This window comes from Ideonella sp. (genome assembly GCF_041287625.1).
GTDB lineage: Bacteria > Pseudomonadota > Gammaproteobacteria > Burkholderiales > Burkholderiaceae_C > Ideonella.
The window spans coordinates 35,654-52,331 of the sequence record NZ_JBGGNH010000011.1; the positions used below are offsets into that span (position 1 = coordinate 35,654).

General features: G+C 68.8%; 20 protein-coding genes. 7 read left to right on the forward strand and 13 right to left on the reverse strand.

Annotated features, from left to right (window positions below):
• Positions 1 to 7: 7 nt before the first annotated feature.
• Genes ACAH41_RS02755 through ACAH41_RS02775 form a run of 5 tightly spaced genes read right to left on the reverse strand, consistent with a single transcriptional unit; the run spans position 8 to position 5,028 of the window.
• Complete coding sequence (locus ACAH41_RS02755) at positions 8 to 994, reverse strand: ABC transporter substrate-binding protein (protein ID WP_325648329.1); 987 nt, start codon at positions 992 to 994, stop codon at positions 8 to 10.
• A gap of 26 nt (positions 995 to 1,020) precedes the next feature.
• Entirely contained in the window at positions 1,021 to 1,713 is a 693-nt protein-coding gene (locus ACAH41_RS02760; protein ID WP_325648330.1) for an isochorismatase family cysteine hydrolase, read from the reverse strand.
• A gap of 22 nt (positions 1,714 to 1,735) precedes the next feature.
• Positions 1,736 to 2,656, reverse strand: coding sequence for an ABC transporter permease (locus ACAH41_RS02765; protein WP_325648331.1), 921 nt, complete (start codon positions 2,654 to 2,656; stop codon positions 1,736 to 1,738).
• Entirely contained in the window at positions 2,656 to 3,858 is a 1,203-nt protein-coding gene (locus ACAH41_RS02770; RefSeq protein ID WP_325648332.1) for an ABC transporter permease, read from the reverse strand. The genes ACAH41_RS02765 and ACAH41_RS02770 overlap by 1 nt, the downstream gene beginning before the upstream one ends.
• Positions 3,859 to 3,909: 51 nt before the next feature.
• Complete coding sequence (locus ACAH41_RS02775) at positions 3,910 to 5,028, reverse strand: BMP family ABC transporter substrate-binding protein (RefSeq protein ID WP_325648333.1); 1,119 nt, start codon at positions 5,026 to 5,028, stop codon at positions 3,910 to 3,912.
• Positions 5,029 to 5,383: 355 nt separating this feature from the next.
• On the opposite strand from ACAH41_RS02775, the gene ACAH41_RS02780 reads away from it, so the two are divergent.
• Genes ACAH41_RS02780 through ACAH41_RS02795 form a run of 4 tightly spaced genes read left to right on the forward strand, consistent with a single transcriptional unit; the run spans position 5,384 to position 7,883 of the window.
• Positions 5,384 to 6,274 (forward strand): metallophosphoesterase, encoded by an 891-nt coding sequence (locus tag ACAH41_RS02780; RefSeq protein ID WP_325648334.1) that lies wholly within the window; start codon positions 5,384 to 5,386, stop codon positions 6,272 to 6,274.
• Entirely contained in the window at positions 6,271 to 6,621 is a 351-nt protein-coding gene (locus ACAH41_RS02785; protein ID WP_325648335.1) for a cupredoxin domain-containing protein, read from the forward strand. Before ACAH41_RS02780 ends, ACAH41_RS02785 begins: the two co-directional genes overlap by 4 nt.
• Positions 6,622 to 6,630: 9 nt before the next feature.
• Positions 6,631 to 7,158, forward strand: coding sequence for a sigma-70 family RNA polymerase sigma factor (locus tag ACAH41_RS02790; RefSeq protein ID WP_325648336.1), 528 nt, complete (start codon positions 6,631 to 6,633; stop codon positions 7,156 to 7,158).
• Positions 7,155 to 7,883: an anti-sigma factor gene (locus tag ACAH41_RS02795; protein ID WP_325648337.1), complete on the forward strand. Its 729-nt coding sequence runs from the start codon at positions 7,155 to 7,157 to the stop codon at positions 7,881 to 7,883. The genes ACAH41_RS02790 and ACAH41_RS02795 overlap by 4 nt, the downstream gene beginning before the upstream one ends.
• A gap of 12 nt (positions 7,884 to 7,895) precedes the next feature.
• Here the strand turns inward: ACAH41_RS02795 and ACAH41_RS02800 are convergent, their stop codons facing one another.
• From ACAH41_RS02800 to ACAH41_RS02820, 5 genes are all read right to left on the reverse strand, one after another.
• Positions 7,896 to 8,819 (reverse strand): ornithine cyclodeaminase family protein, encoded by a 924-nt coding sequence (locus tag ACAH41_RS02800; protein WP_325648338.1) that lies wholly within the window; start codon positions 8,817 to 8,819, stop codon positions 7,896 to 7,898.
• A complete protein-coding gene (locus tag ACAH41_RS02805) occupies positions 8,816 to 9,442 on the reverse strand; it encodes a glutathione S-transferase N-terminal domain-containing protein (RefSeq protein ID WP_325648339.1) in 627 nt (208 codons plus the stop codon). The genes ACAH41_RS02800 and ACAH41_RS02805 overlap by 4 nt, the downstream gene beginning before the upstream one ends.
• An 86-nt stretch (positions 9,443 to 9,528) precedes the next feature.
• Complete coding sequence (locus ACAH41_RS02810) at positions 9,529 to 9,951, reverse strand: hypothetical protein (protein ID WP_325648340.1); 423 nt, start codon at positions 9,949 to 9,951, stop codon at positions 9,529 to 9,531.
• Positions 9,952 to 10,063: 112 nt separating this feature from the next.
• Complete coding sequence (locus ACAH41_RS02815) at positions 10,064 to 10,660, reverse strand: hypothetical protein (protein ID WP_325648341.1); 597 nt, start codon at positions 10,658 to 10,660, stop codon at positions 10,064 to 10,066.
• Between the two features lie 48 nt (positions 10,661 to 10,708).
• Positions 10,709 to 11,644, reverse strand: a complete 936-nt coding sequence (locus tag ACAH41_RS02820) for an alpha/beta hydrolase (protein ID WP_325648342.1) — start codon at positions 11,642 to 11,644, stop codon at positions 10,709 to 10,711.
• Positions 11,645 to 11,724: 80 nt separating this feature from the next.
• Here ACAH41_RS02820 and ACAH41_RS02825 point away from each other — a divergent pair, with 80 nt between their 5' ends.
• Positions 11,725 to 12,225 carry a GNAT family N-acetyltransferase gene (locus ACAH41_RS02825; RefSeq protein WP_325648343.1) on the forward strand — a complete coding sequence of 167 codons (501 nt, stop codon included), beginning with the start codon at positions 11,725 to 11,727 and terminating at the stop codon, positions 12,223 to 12,225.
• Between the two features lie 62 nt (positions 12,226 to 12,287).
• Complete coding sequence (locus tag ACAH41_RS02830) at positions 12,288 to 14,042, forward strand: AMP-binding protein (protein ID WP_325648344.1); 1,755 nt, start codon at positions 12,288 to 12,290, stop codon at positions 14,040 to 14,042.
• Positions 14,043 to 14,048: 6 nt separating this feature from the next.
• Here ACAH41_RS02830 and ACAH41_RS02835 read toward each other — a convergent pair whose 3' ends face one another.
• The 3 genes from ACAH41_RS02835 to ACAH41_RS02845 are packed head-to-tail and all read right to left on the reverse strand — an operon-like array spanning position 14,049 to position 15,505.
• Complete coding sequence (locus ACAH41_RS02835; protein ID WP_325648345.1) at positions 14,049 to 14,666, reverse strand: hypothetical protein; 618 nt, start codon at positions 14,664 to 14,666, stop codon at positions 14,049 to 14,051.
• Positions 14,659 to 14,895, reverse strand: a complete 237-nt coding sequence (locus ACAH41_RS02840; RefSeq protein ID WP_325648346.1) for a helix-turn-helix transcriptional regulator — start codon at positions 14,893 to 14,895, stop codon at positions 14,659 to 14,661. The genes ACAH41_RS02835 and ACAH41_RS02840 overlap by 8 nt, the downstream gene beginning before the upstream one ends.
• A gap of 7 nt (positions 14,896 to 14,902) precedes the next feature.
• Positions 14,903 to 15,505 carry a DUF2975 domain-containing protein gene (locus tag ACAH41_RS02845; RefSeq protein ID WP_325648347.1) on the reverse strand — a complete coding sequence of 201 codons (603 nt, stop codon included), beginning with the start codon at positions 15,503 to 15,505 and terminating at the stop codon, positions 14,903 to 14,905.
• A gap of 112 nt (positions 15,506 to 15,617) precedes the next feature.
• Between ACAH41_RS02845 and ACAH41_RS02850 the strand changes: the two genes are divergently transcribed.
• Positions 15,618 to 16,676, forward strand: a complete 1,059-nt coding sequence (locus ACAH41_RS02850) for an aldo/keto reductase (RefSeq protein WP_325648348.1) — start codon at positions 15,618 to 15,620, stop codon at positions 16,674 to 16,676.
• Positions 16,677 to 16,678: the final 2 nt, after the last annotated feature.

Below are 16,678 nucleotides of genomic sequence, written 5' to 3' on the forward strand. Positions count from 1 at the left end.
CGGCTCCTCAGGCGGTGTACAGCAGCGACTTCACATCCAGCTTGCGGCTGAAGATCTTGCGCTCGGTGAACACGTCGAAGAACTTCTGGAAGTAGCCCAGGTCGCTGGCGCTGAACTCGTTGTACATCGTGAAACCGGACAAAGGCACCTCTTTTACCAGCGCTTCTTCGATGGCCGTGAAGCCGTCCAGGTGCTTGCGCGATTCTTCCGGCTGCTTGCGCACCCACTCCACCGCCTTGCCATAGGCGGCGATGTAGCGCCTGGCCAGGTCGGGCGAATCCTTCACGAAGGCGGTGGTGACGCTGGCGCTGCCGCCGAACCACGGCGCGTCCGCGTTGCCCAGCACGTACTTGGCGATCACACCGGTCTCCAGCACCCGGGCCAGGCCCTTCAGGCGGCCTGCGGTGCCGGTGGGCTCCAGCGTGTAGACCGCGTCGATCTGGCCGGCTGCCAGCGCCGGCACATGCTGGCCGACCGGCAGCTCGGTCACCGTCGGATTCGCAATGCCGTTTTTCTCCAGGATGATCTTGGCCAGCGTGACGTTCTGGATGCCGGGGCCGCTGGCGACCTTCTTGCCCGCCAGCTCGGCAATCGACTTGAGCGGGCTGTCCTTGGGCACGACAAATTCGTCCAGCACCAGCGACCTGTTCGACGGGTTGGAACAGATGATCTTGAACAGGTTGGGGCTGGTGATCTCGGCCAGGCCCAGCACCGCAGAAGCGGTGCCGTTGGCCGAGCCGTGGATGCGGCCGGAGATCATCGCTTCGGCCACCTGCTGGGCGCTGGCGAACTTCACGCCTTCGACGTTCAGCCCGGCTTCCTTGAAGATGCCGCGCTCCAGGCCCACGTACAGCGGCAGGCCGGAAGCGATGGGCCAGTAGCCGATCAGGATCTTGTCGTCGGCATGGGCGGCGGGCGCCACGCCCAGGGCCGCGAGGCCGGTTGCAGCGCTGGCGCCCGCAAGCAGGCGGCGGCGTTGAAGGTCTGAAGCCATGGTCAATCCTTGATGACGAGAGAGGTTCAGAAGCCGCGCAGCACTTCCAGCAGCGCGCCGGAATCAGAGACGGCGCCGAACACGCCGCCCTGCATCCTGATCATCGAAAACGCCGCGGCGTGGTTGGCTGGGTCGGTCGCGCCGGTGCAGTCGGTGAGCATCACGCACTCGAAGCCGCGGTCGTTGGCGTCGCGCATGGTGGTGTGCACGCACACGTCGGTCGTGATGCCGGTGAGGATCAGGTTCTGGATGCCGCGCACATGCAGCACCAGTTCCAGGTCGGTGGCGTAGAACGAGCCCTTGCCAGGCTTGTCGATCACAGGCTCGCCGGCAATCGGGTACAGCTCGGGAATGATGTCCCAGCCCGGCTCGCCACGAACCAGGATGCGGCCGCAAGGGCCCATGTCGCCAATGCCACGCCCCTCGGTGCCGATCTGCTGCGAGCGCCAGCGCTTGTTGGCCGGCAGGTCGGACAGGTCCGGCCGGTGGCCTTCGCGGGTGTGGATCACGTGCATGCCGATGCGGCGGGCATCCGCCAGCAGCACCTTCAATGGCTCAATGGGCGCGCGCGTCAGCGACAGGTCGTAGCCCATCTTGTCCACGTAGCCGCCCACGCCGCAGAAGTCGGTCTGCATGTCGATGATGACCAACGCGGTGTTGGCCGGGGTCAGGTCGCCGTTGTAGGGCCAGGCGTAGGGCGTGGAGGCAATGGTGGGCATGGACGAGTCCTCTTCAGAATGCTCAGCGCGAAACGTTCAATTCCATCGGCGCGCCCTTCACGGCGCGGCTAGGCGAGCAGGTGGCGATCAGGATGGCCAGCGTCAGCGCATACGGCACGGCGTTGAACAGGTAGTAGCCGCCGCTCACGCCGATGGACTGCAGCGCAGGGCCGATGGCGCCGGCACCGCCGAACAGCAGCGCCGCGCCCAGGCAGCGCCACGGGCTCCAGCGCGCGAAGATCACCAGCGCGACAGCGATCAGACCCTGTCCGCTGGACAGGCCTTCGTTCCAACTGCCCGGGTAGTACAGCGACAGCGACGCGCCGCCCAGCCCGGCGATGAAGCCGCCGGCCGTGGTGGCTGCGATGCGCACGCCGTTGACCGAGTAGCCCAGGGCGCGGGCGGCGTCGGACGAGTCGCCCGCCATGCGCACCACCAGGCCCCAGCGCGTGTTGCCGAAGCCCCAGGCCATCAGCGCTGCCAGCAGCACGCCCAGCGGAAAGAGCGCGTTGATGGACAGGGCCGACTGCACCTGCGGCGAACTGCTCCAGGCGCCCAGCACCAGCGAGGGAATCTGCGGCGCCTGCGGCTGGATCAGCGGTTTGCCGAAGTAGAAGGCCAGGCCGGAGCCCAGCAGCATCAGCGCAATGCCGGTGGCAATGTCCGACACCCGCGGCAGCGAGCACAGCAGGCCGTGCAGCAGCGCCAACAGCGCGCCGCAGGCACCGGCCACCAGCACGCCGACCCAGGCGGAGTTGCTCAGGTAGGCGCCGCCGAAGCCGGCCATGGCCGAGAACACCAGCACGCCTTCCAGCCCCAGGTTGATGCGGCCGGATTTCTCGGTCAGGCACTCGCCCAGGCTGACGAACAGGAAGGGCGTGCCCACGCGGATCGCACCGCCCAGGATTGCCAGCAACAGGTCCATCCAATCAGACGTGCTCATCACGCTTTCCCTCCAGCGGAAACCAAAGGCGCTGGGCCTTCATCGGCGGCGCGCGTCGGCAGCGGTACGACGGTCGACGTTGTGGTGGGCGCAGCGACAGGCGGCTTGGGCACCTTGCGCAAGCGCGGCAGTTGCGGGCGCTGGAACAGCTTGCCGCGCAGCGCTTCGGAAGCCAGGATCAGCACAAACGCAAAGCCTTGCAGCACCAGCACCGAAGCGTCTGGCAAATCCATGCGCCGCTGCAGCAGGCTGCCGGCCGCGCCGAAGCCGCCGAACAGCAGGGCGACCGGCGGAATCGCCCACGGGTTCTGCCGGGCCACGAAGGCGACCAGGATGCCGGTGTAGCCCAGGCCGGCGATCACCGACGCGTTCGCCGAGGTCTGCACCGCGGCGACCTCGATGCCACCGGCCAGCCCGGCGCAGCCGCCGCCGGCCGCGCAGGCCACCAGAATCAAGCGAGTGCTGGGCAGGCCGACCAGCCGCGCGGCCTTGGCATTGCCGCCGACCACGCGCAGCGCCATGCCGTGTGCGGTGAAGCTCAGCCACAGCCCTGCGAGCAGGCACAGCACCAGGCCGATCACCAGGCCCCAGTGCACGTCGCCCAACCAGCTGTCGAAGCCGTTGGCGCCCATGATGGGGCCGATGCGCAGGCCTTCTGCCAGCGGTTTCGTGGAAGGCTTGTTCAGGCTGGCCGGGTCGCGCAACGGTCCTTCAACGATGTGCTTGAACAGCGCAATCGCGATGTAGCCCAGCAGCAGGCTGGAGATCGTCTCGTTGACGCCGCGCCACTGGCGCAGTGCGCCCGCCAGTGCCACCCACAGCCCGCCGCCAATGGCTGCGGCCAGCATCAGCATGGCGCTGCCGAAGGCGTTGGCTGGCGGCGCGAAGACATAAGGCACCGCGGCGCAGGCCAGCGCGCCCACCACCAGCGCGCCTTCGCCACCAATCACCACCAGCCCGGCACGCGCCGGCAGCGCGACGGCCAGCGCGGTGAGCATCAGCGGCGCCGCGCGCTGCAGGCTGTTCTGCCACGAAAAGGCGTCGCCGAAGGCGCCTTTGAACAGCAGCGTCCAGGCCTCCACCGGGCTGCGGCCGCCCAGCCAGACGAACAGGCCGAACAGCAGCAGCGCGCCGGCCAGGGCCAGCACCGGCAGGGCGATGTTCTCAGCGCTGGCGTGCCAGGGCCGGGGGGCAGTGGACATGGGAATCTCCCGAGACTGCGAGGCGCCGCTGGGCGGCGGCGAGAGAGGGACCTAGACCTTGCCGACGACGCCGGCAACGAGGTAGTTCATGCCTTCCAGCTCGGCATCGGTCTGCTTGAAGACCTTGCCCTTGGGGATCACGACCTTGCCGGTGTTGTCCTTCATCTCACCCTTGAAGATGTCGAAGCTGCCCGCCATCATCGAAGCGCGCACGGCCTCAGCCTGCTTCTTCGCGGGCTCCGGCACCATCGCACCGTAGGGCGAGGACTTGACGAAGCCATCCTTGAGCCCGCCGCGCACGAAGTTCGGATGCGGCTTGCCGGTCTTGGCGGCGTCGATGATCTGCTTGTAGGCCGTGGTCCAGTTCCACTCGGCGCCGGTCAGGTAGGCGGCCGGCGCCAGCTTGGCCTGCGAGGCGTGGTAGCCGCAGACGAACTTGCCGCGCTTGGCAGCGGTCTCGACGATGACCTTGGGCCCGTCGACGTGCATCGTGAACACATCGATGCCCTGGTCGGCCAGGCTGTTGGTGGCCTCGGCTTCCTTCACGGGCATGGACCAGTCGCCGGTGAAGATCACCGTGGTGGTGATGTCCGGGTGCACGCTTTGCGCGCCCAGCGTGAAGGCATTGATGTTGCGCAGCACCTGCGGGATGGGCTTGGCCGCAACGAAGCCGAGCTTCTTGCTCTTCGTCATGTGGCCGGCGATCACGCCGTTGAGGTATTGCGCCTCGTCGATGTAGCCGAAGAAGCTGCCGGTGTTGGCCGGGTGCTTGCCGGCGGTCCACATGCCGCCGCAGTGGGCGAAGCGCACGTCCGGGAACTTGGCGGCCATGGCCAGCATGTGCGGGTCGAAGTAACCGAAGGAGGTGGGGAAGATCAGCTTCGCACCGTCCTGCGAAATCATGCCCTGCATGGTCTTCTGCACTGCGGTGGTCTCGGGCACGTTCTCTTCTTCCACCACCTTGATGCCAGGCCACTTCTTGACCTGGGCCACCGCCTCGGCATGCGCCTGGTTGTAGCCGTAGTCGTCCTTCGCGCCCACGTAGATGAAGCCCACGGTGAGCGGCGCATCGGCCGCCAGCGCCAGGTCACCGAGGCTCAGGGCGCCAAGCCCGGCGCCGGTGTGCTTGATCCATTGCCTGCGGTTCCAGTGCGCGTGCTGCTGCGTCATCAAAAGCTCCAGAAGGTGGGGTGACAAGCCGACCGACACACCACAGCGCCCTCGCACTGCATCGGTGTTCGGATTGAAGTTCTAGCTGGTATACAAGCAAAGCGCGGGCCAGCTTCGGCTTGATCGGCCTTTGCCTGGGCCGTCCAGTGCCAGCCGTCCGAAGCGCGCCGTGGCCCGGTCCGGACATGCACGCGGCCTGTGCGCAAGCGGGCGCCTGGCCGGGCCGGCGCGGTGCGCTGCACCGGCGGCGTGCGGCCATCTGCCAACTGCCGTGGAATAAATCCGCCGGTCTGGCGGTAAGACATGGCATGCGGCCCTTGAAGTGGCTGCGCCTTGTCCCTTCCAGGAGACTTCGATGCAACGACGTGACTTTCTTCACCTGGCCGCCGCAGGCGGTGGCGCGGTCTTCGCCTCCGGCCTGGCTGGCTGCGCAGGCATGCCGGACGCTGGCACCGCGGCCGGCAGCGACTTCTATTTCGTCCAGCTCTCCGACAGCCACTGGGGCTACGAAGGTCCGGCCAACCCGGACGCGCGCGGCACGCTGCCCAAGGCCGTGGCCGCGGTCAACGCCTTGCCCGAGCCGCCAGCCTTCATCGTCTTCACCGGCGACCTGACGCACACCACCGACGACCCAACAGAGCGGCGCCGCCGCATGGCCGAGTTCAAGGCCATCGTCGCCGGGCTGAAGGTGCCGGTGGTGCACTTCATGCCGGGCGAGCACGACGCTTCGCTGGACCGCGGCGCCGCGTTCCAGGAAATGTTCGGCCCCACGCACTACAGCTTCGATCACCTGGGGGTGCACTTCATCGCACTGGACAACGTGTCCGACCCCGGCGCGAAGATCGGCGACGAACAACTCGCCTGGCTCAAGGCCGACTTGGCCGGCCGCGATCCGCAGGCCCCGCTGGTCGTGCTGACCCACCGCCCGCTGTTCGACCTGGCACCGCAGTGGGACTGGGCCACGCGCGACGGCGCCCAGGCCATCGCGGTGTTGATGCCGTTCCAGCACGTCACCGTGTTCTACGGCCACATCCACCAGGCGCTGCACCGCATGACCGGGCACATCGCGCACCATTCGGCCCAGTCGCTGATCTTCCCGCTGCCGGCACCCGGCTCGCAGGACAAGCGCACGCCGCTGCCCTGGAACCCGGCCGTGCCGTACCGGGGCCTGGGCTGGCGCCAGGTCGAGGCCGAGCAGGAGGGCCTGCAGTACGAGATCGCGGACCTTCCGGTGGTGAAAGCATGAGCGGCACAAGACGGACGCTGTTGATCGGCGGTGCCGCACTGATCGCAGGTGTCGCGGGCGCCCAGCCGGGGCCGCGTGTGATCCGCATCGTCGCCAGGCGCTTCCAGTACGAGCCGGCCGAGATCGCGCTGAAGGCCGGCGAGCCGGTGCTGCTGGAACTGCAGGCGCTGGACTTCACGCACGGCTTCAACGTGCCGGCGCTGAATGTGCGGGCCGACCTGCTGCCGGGCCAGATCGTCAAGCTGGAGATCCGCCCGACGGCGCCCGGCAGGGTCGATTTCCTCTGCGACAACTTCTGCGGCAACGGCCACGAAGAAATGAGTGGCCGGTTCATCGTCAGTGCGTAGCATCGGGCCATGAACCGCCGCCAGGTCTTCGAGCAACAGGTGATGCCGCACCTGGACGCCGGCTACAACCTGGCGCGCTGGCTGCTGCGTGACCCGCAGGCCGCGGACGACGCGCTGCAGGAAGCCGCGATGCGCGCCTTCCGCTACCTCGATTCGCTCAAGGGCGATGAAGCGCGGCCCTGGCTGCTCGGCATCGTGCGCAACACCTGCCGCACGCAGATGGCCCGGCTGCAGAACGGCCCGATGCTGCTGGAGTTCGATGACGAGGTGTTCGTCGCCGAACTGCGCGCCCCGGTCACCGCCGAGCCGGCCGAACGCCTGCAGCAAAACCGGCTGCAGCGCGAGGTGGACGCTGCCATCCGCGCGCTGTCCCCAGCGTTGCGCGAGGTCATCGTGCTGCGCGAACTGGAAGACCTGGCCTATGCCGACATTGCCCGCATCGTCGACGTGCCGGTCGGCACCGTGATGTCTCGGCTGTCCCGGGCACGCGGCAAACTGCGCGAAGTCCTGGCCGCCCACCGGATGGACCCTTCATGACGCCGGACCCGCATCCCGAACGAGAAGACGAGCAGGACGCCGAGCTGTCGGCCCTGCTGCGCCAGCATGCCAGCCGGCACACGGCTGGCGGCGCGCTGCGCGCCGCCATTCACACGCAGGTGGCACTGGCCGACGCCAGCCGCGCCGCGGCCAAGCCGTCTCGTTGGCGGGCGCTGCGGGACGGGTTGGGTGCGACTGCCTGGCACAAGCCCGCGCTGGCCTTCGCCCTTGGGCTGGCCTGCGCATTGCCGCTCTCGCAATGGCACCGCATCGCAAACCCACCGGCTGTCGCCGCAGCTGAACAGCCCATCCAACCCGCCGAACTCGTCGCCAGCCATGTGCGCGCCCTCGGCGGCGGCCCGCTCTACCAGATCGCCTCGTCCGATCGCCACACCGTCAAGCCCTGGTACCAAGGCAAGCTGGACTACGCCCCGCCCGTGCCCGACCTGTCCCAGCAAGGCTTCCCGCTCGCCGGCGGCCGCATCGAAGCCCTGCACGGCGAAGCCACCGCCGTGCTCGCCTACATGCGCCGCCTGCACGTCATCGACGTCTACGTGCGCCCCAGCACCGAACCGGCCGCTGTGCCTGAACTCCGCACCGAACGAGGCTTCCATGTCGTGCAGTGGCGGAATGGCGGCATGCAGTGCTGGGCCGTGTCGGACCTGGAGGCCGCCGAACTGCAGAAGTTCGCGGCCGAGTGGCAGGCGAAGACCATCGGCCCCTGAGAGCGAATGGGTTCAGGCCTGCTCGTACACCAGCATCGCTGCCGCCAGGTCTTCCAGCGCGGTGCCGACCGACTTGAAGACCGTGCGCTCCTGGGTGTGCTGTCGACCGCTTGCGGGCTGGCGGCACAGGTCGGTGAGCGTGCCGCGCGAATCCTCCGGCTTCAGCACGCCGCTGGCCAGCGGGGCGAGCAGGTCGCCGCTCTTGCGCAGGGCTTCGTCGGTGTCCACCCAGAGCGAGGCGTCTTGGAAACAGGCGTCGTCGGCTTCGCGCATCGCGGGCGTGAAGCTGCCGATCAGGTCGAGGTGGCTGCCGGGCTGCAGCCATTCGCCGTGGATCAGCGGCGCGGTGGCCAGCGTGGCGCAGCTGATGATGTCGGCCTGGCGCGCGGCGGTGGCGAGGTCTTGCACCGCGGCGACTGGCAGGCCCTGGTCACGCAGCTGTGCCGCGAGCGCCAGCGCGGTGGCCGGCGTTCGGTTCCAGAGCCAGATCTGCTGGATGCCGGGCAGGGCGGCGCGGTAGGCCTCGGGCAGCAGGCGGGCGACTTGGCCGCTGCCGACGACCAGCAGTGTTCGCGCATCGGGTCTCGCAAGACGGCTGGCGGCCAGCGCCGAGGCGGCGGCGGTGCGGCGCGAGGTGATCTCGTTGCCGTCGATCAGGGCCAGCGGCAGGCCGGTGTTGGCGTCGTAGAGCAGGTAGCTGGCGGCCAACGCGGGCAGGCCCAGCGCGGCGTTGCCGGGCGCGATGTTGACCGTCTTGATGCCCAGGTAGCGGCCCGGGATCCAGGCCGGCATGATCAGCGTGGTGAGCTGTTCGCCAACCGTGTGCACGTGGCGCTGCGGCACCTCGCAGCCCTGGGCGAACAACGAGCGCAGCGCGGCGATCAGGGCCGGGAAGGGCAATGCGGCGCGGGTGGCTGCGGCGTCGAAGGCTCTCACGGTAGGCCGTTGCGGCCGTGCAGCTGGAAGCCTGGCCGCATGCTGAGCTGGGCGTAATAGGCATCCACGGCGGGCAGCAGCAGGCGCTCCTCCAGCGGCGTCATGAACCAGCGGTGCACCGACAGCCCCAGCACCACGTCGGCCAGCGTGAAGTCCTCACCCAGGACGAAGGCGCCGGTCTTGCTCAGCTGGGTGTCGAGGATCTGCATCAGCCGCGTCCAGTCGGCCAGGCTGCGGGCGACCAGCGCCGGGTCGGCATGGGCAGGGCTGTGGCGCACCAGGCCCATGAAGGCGTAGCGCCAGGCGTTGTTCAGGTCACCCAGCTGCCAGTCCATCCATTGCTCGACCTTGGCACGCGCGAGGGGTGTCGTCGGCAGCAGGTCGACGCGCTTCTCGCGGCACGCCAGGTAGCGGCAGATGGTGTTGGACTCCCAGAGCACGAAGTCGCCGTCTCGCAACACGGGAACCTGGGCGTTGGGGTTCAGCGACAGGAACAGCGGCTGGTTCAGCGGCAGCTGCGGCGTGCCCCATTCCTCGTGGGCAATCGGCAACTGCATCTCGGCGCACAGCCACAGCACCTTGCGCACGTTGATCGAAGGGGATCGGCCCAGCAAGGTCAGCATGGCGTGTGCTCCGGCGGTTGGGTTGCGGCAAGGCGGCTCGTGCAGGCGCGCATGGTATCGCCGCGCAGGCCGCGCTGTTGCAGTGCTCAGCGGTCGTGGCCGCGACCGTGGCCGTTGTCATGCCCGTGGCCATGGTCGTCGTCATGGCCCCGACCATGCCCGTGGCGGTCCCGGTAGTCGGGCGCGTAGACCTCGCTGTACCAGCGGTCCTGCACGAAGTACACCGGGCGGCCGCAGGCGTTGTAGCGGCCGCAGTGCTTTTCCCAGTGCTTCTCGTGGCCGGGCGGCACGCGCAGGTAAAGCGGCGCGTAGCGGGTCGGGCCACGCTGGATCAGCACCGGCTCGGCATAGATCAGCTCGGGCTGAGGGGCGTTGCCAATGTCGATGCGGCCATAAAAGCCGGGCTGGCCGATCTGGACCGACACGGCGACATCGGCGGCCTGGGCCTGGGAGGTGAAGAGCGCGCCCAGCATCAGTGCTGGGGCGAACGACAACAAACGGTACAGCATGGCAACAAAAGACCTGGCGGCCAGTAGGAGGGAGACCAGGCAGCGTAGCAGAGTGGCCCGGCCGGCCAGGGCAACAGTGGTGTCCAGCTGTCAGCTTGCCAACCGCTTGTGCTCAGCTTCGGGCGCGGCCGTAGCGGTCGGCGGCGTAGGTGTCGGACCAGGCCGAAGTCTTGCTCGGTGCCAGCCCTGCGGCCTTGGCCAGTGCCATGATCTCGCTTTCCTTGACCTCGGCCGCTGCCCCCTTGCGCCGCAGCACCCAGAGCTGGCAGCCCTCGGGCCTGGTCCTTGCCAGCGTCTGCAGCACCGCGAGGTCCTTGGCGGTTTCGACGACGACGAAGGCCAGCTGCGCCTGCGCCAGCGGCGTGTACTTCGGCGCCACCGGGTCCAGCACCCGCTTCAGTTCGGCGTGCGCCTGCGCCAGGTGCACTGGCAGGCTTTTGCTGACGCCCAGCTTGTCCGCCAGCGAGGGCGGGTGCAGGATCTTCTTGAGCCACAGCGCCGCCTCCTTCTCGCCCAGCGCCAGCGACAGCGGCCCCTGCCGCGTGTGCGCCACCAGCAGGTCTTCCTGCGTGCGCAGGTCCTGCAGTTCGGCCACCGCCAGCTTGGCCTTGAAGTCGCCCTTCAGCAGGATGGCGTGGCCCTCCAGCATGGCCTGCACCTCGCCCTTGTCCGGCCCCAGCGAGCCGTAACACAACACCACCCGTCCCATCGCTTTTTGCCTTTCGGAAAACGCCGCAGGACTGCCGGCTGGTGCCGCTCAGGGCTTCAGAAAGCCTTGCAGCAGCGTTGCCACTGCTTCGGGCTGGTCATGATGCACCATGTGTCCGCAGTCGCCCAAGGCATGCGCGCTGACCTGCGGCACGACGGCGAGGCGGGCCTCGAATTCGCTGTGCGGGTAGCGTGCGCCCCACCACAACGGGGCCTCGGTGTCGCGGCCTTCTATCCACAGCAGCGGCGCGGTGATGCGGCGCCAGCAGGCCAGCACTTCTTCGGCCTGGTACTGCAGTGCGCTGGGGTGCTTGTGGGCCGGGTCGGCCTGCAGATGCCAGAGGCCGTCGGCGCTTTGTTCGGCCCATTGCGTGGCCAGCCACAAGGCCTTGTCCAGCGGCAGGCGCGGGTTGGTCTGGCGCAGCCGCTCGGCCACCGCGGCGGCGCTCGCGTAAGGGCGCAGCGTGCGCGGGCTGCGCAGGCCTTCGAGCCACATCGTCAGCTTGGCCGGCGCATCCTGCGGCGAGCTGCGCGGCATGCCGAAGCCTTCGAGGTTGACCAGGCGGCGGATGCGCGTGGGGCGCAGGCCGGCGTAGCTCATCACGATGTTGCCGCCCATGCTGTGGCCCAGCAGGTCGACCGGCACGTCCGCGCTCAGGCCCAGCTCGCCAGCCGCGAGCAGGGCGTCCAGGTCGCCCAGGTAGTCGGGGAACCAGTAGCTGTCGCTGGCGGGGGTGTCGGTGCGGCCGAAGCCGCGCCAGTCGTGCGCCAGGATGTAGCGCGTGGGGCCTTCGAGGGTGGCCAGCGCGTCCACCACGAACTGGAACGAGGCGCCCACGTCCATGTAGCCGTGGCCCATCACCAGCGCCGGCCGCTCGGGCGTGATCAAGCCAGGGTCGCCCCAGGCCAGCACGTGGTGGCGCAGGCCTCGCACGGTGGTGTAGCGCGAGTGGGCCAGGCGGTGAGGGACGTAGGCAGCGGTCATGGCAGGAATGTAGGGGGTTTGCCGTGACAGTGCTGTCACCGACCGGCCAGGGCTGGGTGGGCTGGCGCGAGAATCCTGCAATGAACACCTTGCCCGATGCCTTTCCAATGATCCGCGCCGCCGAGCCGCGCGACCTGCCGGCCGTGGTCGGCCTGATCCACGAACTCGCCGAATTCGAGAGCCTGACGCACCTGTTCGAAGCCACACCGGAAGCGCTGGGCCGGCACCTGTTTGCCGAGCGTCCGCAGGCCGAATGCCTGGTGGCCCAGCAGGGCGAAGCGCTGGTCGGCTTCGCGCTGTTTTTCACCACGTTTTCGACCTTCAAGTGCAAGCCCAGCCTGTACCTGGAAGACCTGTATGTGCAGCCCTCGCAGCGCGGCAACGGCCTGGGCAAGCGCTTGCTGAAGCAGCTCGGTGCGCTGGCAGTCGCGCGCGACTACGGGCGCTTCGAATGGTGCGTGCTGGACTGGAACACCAGTGCGATTGCGTTCTACGAAAAGATGGGCGCTTCGCTGCTGCCGGACTGGCGCCTGTGCCGCCTGAGCGGCGACGCGCTGCGGGCCTTCGCCGAAGCGGCCTGAACGGCGCCGCGCTCCGGGCCTTCCCTCTGGCGGCCTGCGGGCGTCGGCCCTAGGCTGGCGCGATGAAACTCCTGGATTTGCCGCCGCCGTTGCCCACCGCGGTGTTCGATGGTCATGCCGCGCTGCATGCCGGCTTCCGCTGGCAGGTGCCGGCATTTTTCAACTTGGCCGAAGTCTGCTGCCGCCGCTGGGCGCGCAGCCGGCCGCAGGCAGTGGCCATCCGCAGCGAAGGGCTGGACGGCAAAGTCAGCCTGCTGCGCTACGGCGAGTTGCAGGCGCGGGCCGACCGGCTGTCCAACGCCTTGCGCCGGCTGGGCGTGAAGCGTGGCGACCGCGTGGCCGTGGCGCTGCCGCAGCGCGCCGAGACGGCGGTGGCCCACATCGCGGTGGCGCAACTGGGCGCGGTCAGCATGCCGCTGTCCCAGCTGTTCGGCCCGGAGGCGCTGGCCTACCGGCTGCAGGACGGCGAGGTCAAAGTCGCGCTGGGGGACGACAGCACGCTGCCGGCATTGCGCGAGGCGCGGGCCGAATGCGCGTCGTTGCGCGTGTTGATCGCTGTGCAAGCCGACGCGCAAGGCCAGGCCGAGCGCTCACTGGACGCACTGCTGGCGAGCGAGCCGGCCGAGTTCACGCCGGTGCGCACGCGGGCGGACGAAGGCGCGTTGCTGATCTACACCAGCGGCACCACCGGCCCGCCCAAGGGCGCGTTGATTCCGCACCGCGCCCTGATCGGCAACCTCAGCGGTTTTGTCTGCAGCCAGAACTGGTTGATCGATCCTGCTTCGCGCCTGAAGCTGGGCCCTGCCGGCGTGCCGGCGGACGCGGTCTTCTGGAGCCCGGCCGACTGGGCCTGGACCGGCGGGCTGATGGACGCGCTGCTGCCATCGCTGTACTTCGGCGTGCCCATCGTCGCCTTTGCCGGCCGCTTCTCGCCGGAGCGTGCATTCGAGCTGATGCAGCGCCACCGCGTCACCAACAGCTTCCTGTTTCCGACTGCGCTGAAGGCGATGATGAAAGCGGTGCCGGCGCCGCGCGAGCGCTACAAGCTGAAGCTGCGCGCGCTGATGAGCGCCGGCGAAGCGGTGGGCGACACGGTGTTCCACTGGTGCCGGCAGGCGCTGGGCGTGACGGTCAACGAGATGTTCGGCCAGACGGAGGTGAACTACATCGTGGGCAACTGCAGCCAGGCGCCGGGCTGGCCGGCGCGCCCGGGCAGCATGGGCCGCGCGTACCCGGGCCACCGCGTGGCGGTGATCGACGATGCCGGCAACGAGTGCCCGCGCGGCACGCCGGGTGACGTCGCGTTGCACCGGCTGGACGTGCACGGGCAGCCCGATCCCATCGTCTTCCTCGGTTACTGGCGGCGCGAAGCCGCGACGCAGGCCAAGTTCACCGAAGCGAACTGCCAGGGTTGGTGCCGCACCGGCGACAGCGCGGTGATGGATGCCGACGGCTACCTCTGGTACCAGGGCCGCAGCGACGACGTGTTCAAGGCGGCGGGCTACCGCATCGGCCCGAGCGAGGTCGAGAACTGCCTGGTCAAGCATGCCGCGGTGGCCAACGCCGCGGTGGTGCCCAAGCCGGACGCCGAGCGTGGCGCGCTGGTCAAGGCCTACGTGGTGCTGGCGGTCGGCTTCGAGGGCAGCGCGGCGCTGGTCGAGGCGCTGCAGCAGCATGTGCGCGGCCGGCTCGCGCCTTATGAATATCCGAAGGAGATCGAGTTCATCGAGGCGCTGCCGATGACGACCACCGGCAAGGTGCAGCGGCGCGTGCTGCGGCTGCAGGAAGAGGAACGGGCACGCGCGGCATTGCGCTGACGATGCTCAGTGTGCGCACTTGCCAGCCGCTGCGGCGGCCAGCAGGAAGGGCAAGGCCAGCAGTCCCGGGCCGCTTTCCTGCGGAGCCATGCAGTCTGCCGCCAGGGCGCCTTCAGTGGCGCTGGACAGGCGGCCGCTGGCGGTGGTGGGGGCAATGCCGGTGGCCGCGGCCGCGCGCTCGGAGAGCAGGGGGCCGCGGGCAGCGTCGCGGATCGCCTGCCGCGTGGCTGCGTTGTCCAGCAGCCGTTCCTGTCTCGGCGCGCTGGCCGGTGGTTCCGGCAGCAGGCTGAGCGTGGGCTCGGACCTCGGTGCAGCCAAGGGCGGGGCGGCCGTTGTCTCGGTCGCGTGCTGCGGGTGCTGGATGGCGACTGGAGGTCTTGCCGTCGGCGCCGTGGTGACATGCTGCGGCGCGTGGCCGGCAATCGGCGGTGCGACTGGCCGCAGCGCCAGCAACTGCAGCACGCGCGCGTCGGGCCGCTGGTTCACGCTGACCTGCACCGGCCCTGTCGCCGAGCGCCACAGCAGCACCAGCAGCGCATGGGCCAGCAGCACGGCGCCCCAGCGCAGCGCCCGGCGGCGTGGCGCAGGCAGCGGCCAGGCGTGAGCGGCTGCGGGTTCAGCCATCGGTGTCGACTGCAGGGGCGTCGTCGCCTGGCTCATAGACCAGCAGGTCGCCAGGCTGGCATTCGAGCACGCGGCAGATCGCGGCGAGGGTGTCGAAGCGCACGCCGCGCACCTTGCCGGACTTCAGCAGCGAGATGTTCTGCTCGGTGATGCCCACGTGTTCGGCCAGCTCGCGCGAGCGCATCTTGCGCTTGGCCAGCATCACATCGAGGTGGACAACGATGGGCATGCGGTGCTCAGACGAACTGCTCGTTTTCGGCGGCCACGCGGGCGGCCTCGGCCATGACTTTTGCGATGGCCATGAACACTAGCGCCATCAGCAGCCCGGCATAGTCGTCGGAGCCGAATGAAAGCTGGACTTGGCGTGTGCCCACCGGGTTGTCCAGCGACACCGCCACCGTCATCGCTGCGCCCGCCAGTGGCTGGCTCAGCGCGTAAGCCAGCATCAGCCAGCCCAGCCGCCGCAGGTGCCGCACGGCAGGCGCTGCAAACACCGCGCCCAGCCGGTAGTGGCCGAACAAGGCCCACAACTGCCACAGCACCGCCCAGGCCAGGCTCATCGGCCAGAGGCTTGCCGCCACCATGCGCCATCGCACCGCGGAGCTGAAGTCGCCGATCAGCAGCGAACGGACCGGCGCGCCGGCCAACCATTCGTCGGTTATCAGCGCCTCGGCCGGCGCCACCATGCGCCAGACCAGCACGGCGAACAGCAGCACCGCCCCGACCGCCACGAGGCCTTGGACCCCCAGCGCCAAGCGACGCAGGCGCTGCGCCAGTGAAGGCGTGGGACCCAGCAAGGGCGCGGGGGCAAGGTCAGTGGGCACAGGCTTGTTCTGCATGAATTTACTGTAAAACAATAAAAACACATCGTCAAACAGTCAGTGTTTGGCGGCGGCAAGAATTGCCCGGCTGCGGCAAACTCTCGGCTTTGCGTTTGTTCGAATGCCCACGATGAACCTCCTGAACCTTGGCCGCAGCGCGCTGCGTGTCAGCCCGATCTGCCTGGGCACCATGACCTTCGGCGAGCAGGTGGACGAACCCACCGCGTTTGCGATCCTGGACCGCGCTGTCGAGCGCGGCGTGAACTTCCTCGACACGGCGGAGATGTATTCGGTGCCGCCGCGCGCCGAGACTTTCGGCGCGACCGAAGCCATCCTCGGCCGCTGGTTTTCGCAGCGGCCCGGCATGCGCGATCGCGTCGTGCTGGCGACCAAAGTGGCCGGTCCGTCGCGTGGCATGCCGTGGGTGCGCGGTGGCGCGCCGGACCTGAAGCCAGAGCACATCCTGGCCGCTTGCGACGACAGCCTGAAGCGCCTGCAGACGGACGTGATCGACCTCTACCAGATCCACTGGCCCAACCGCAACGCGCCCAGCTTCGGCGCGATGTATTTCGACCCGCAGCAGGAGGCCGAATACACCAGCATCCACGACCAGCTCGAAGCGCTCGGGCAATTGGTGAAGGCCGGCAAGGTCAGGCACATCGGCCTTTCCAATGAGACGCCCTATGGCGTGGCCGAGTTCGTGCGTGTGGCCGAGCAGCACGGGCTGCCGCGGGTGCTGACAGTGCAGAACCCTTACTGCCTGGTGAACCGCCAGATCGACAACGGGTTGGATGAAGTGATGCACCGCCTGGGCGTGGCTTCCATCCCGTATTCGCCGCTGGGCTTCGGGCTGCTCACCGGCAAGTACGACGAGCGTGGCTTCGACGATCCGGCCAACACCGGCCGCATTGCCCGCTTCGAGCGCATGAAGCAGCAGCGCTGGGGCCGGCCGACGGCGCTCGCTGCAGCCAGGCGCTACAACGCGCTGGCTCGCGAGCATGGTCTCACGCCCACGCGCATGGCGCTGGCCTTCTGCTACACCAGCTGGCGGGTGGCCTCGACCATCATCGGCGTGACTTCGCTGGCACAGCTGGACGAGGACCTGGACGCTTGGAGCACGGCGCTGTCGCCGGAATTGTTGGCTGCGATCGATCAGATTCGCCTGGAAATCCGAGACCCCGCGCAATGAGT

Coding starts and splice junctions, on each gene's coding strand:
- ACAH41_RS02755 (WP_325648329.1), bottom strand. CDS start 994: ATGGCTTCAGACCTTCAACGCCGCCGCCTGCTTGCGGGCGCCAGCGCT.
- ACAH41_RS02760 (WP_325648330.1), bottom strand. CDS start 1,713: ATGCCCACCATTGCCTCCACGCCCTACGCCTGGCCCTACAACGGCGAC.
- ACAH41_RS02765 (WP_325648331.1), bottom strand. CDS start 2,656: ATGAGCACGTCTGATTGGATGGACCTGTTGCTGGCAATCCTGGGCGGT.
- ACAH41_RS02770 (WP_325648332.1), bottom strand. CDS start 3,858: ATGTCCACTGCCCCCCGGCCCTGGCACGCCAGCGCTGAGAACATCGCC.
- ACAH41_RS02775 (WP_325648333.1), bottom strand. CDS start 5,028: ATGACGCAGCAGCACGCGCACTGGAACCGCAGGCAATGGATCAAGCAC.
- ACAH41_RS02780 (WP_325648334.1), top strand. CDS start 5,384: ATGCAACGACGTGACTTTCTTCACCTGGCCGCCGCAGGCGGTGGCGCG.
- ACAH41_RS02785 (WP_325648335.1), top strand. CDS start 6,271: ATGAGCGGCACAAGACGGACGCTGTTGATCGGCGGTGCCGCACTGATC.
- ACAH41_RS02790 (WP_325648336.1), top strand. CDS start 6,631: ATGAACCGCCGCCAGGTCTTCGAGCAACAGGTGATGCCGCACCTGGAC.
- ACAH41_RS02795 (WP_325648337.1), top strand. CDS start 7,155: ATGACGCCGGACCCGCATCCCGAACGAGAAGACGAGCAGGACGCCGAG.
- ACAH41_RS02805 (WP_325648339.1), bottom strand. CDS start 9,442: ATGCTGACCTTGCTGGGCCGATCCCCTTCGATCAACGTGCGCAAGGTG.
- ACAH41_RS02810 (WP_325648340.1), bottom strand. CDS start 9,951: ATGCTGTACCGTTTGTTGTCGTTCGCCCCAGCACTGATGCTGGGCGCG.
- ACAH41_RS02815 (WP_325648341.1), bottom strand. CDS start 10,660: ATGGGACGGGTGGTGTTGTGTTACGGCTCGCTGGGGCCGGACAAGGGC.
- ACAH41_RS02820 (WP_325648342.1), bottom strand. CDS start 11,644: ATGACCGCTGCCTACGTCCCTCACCGCCTGGCCCACTCGCGCTACACC.
- ACAH41_RS02825 (WP_325648343.1), top strand. CDS start 11,725: ATGAACACCTTGCCCGATGCCTTTCCAATGATCCGCGCCGCCGAGCCG.
- ACAH41_RS02830 (WP_325648344.1), top strand. CDS start 12,288: ATGAAACTCCTGGATTTGCCGCCGCCGTTGCCCACCGCGGTGTTCGAT.
- ACAH41_RS02835 (WP_325648345.1), bottom strand. CDS start 14,666: ATGGCTGAACCCGCAGCCGCTCACGCCTGGCCGCTGCCTGCGCCACGC.
- ACAH41_RS02840 (WP_325648346.1), bottom strand. CDS start 14,895: ATGCCCATCGTTGTCCACCTCGATGTGATGCTGGCCAAGCGCAAGATG.
- ACAH41_RS02845 (WP_325648347.1), bottom strand. CDS start 15,505: ATGCAGAACAAGCCTGTGCCCACTGACCTTGCCCCCGCGCCCTTGCTG.
- ACAH41_RS02850 (WP_325648348.1), top strand. CDS start 15,618: ATGAACCTCCTGAACCTTGGCCGCAGCGCGCTGCGTGTCAGCCCGATC.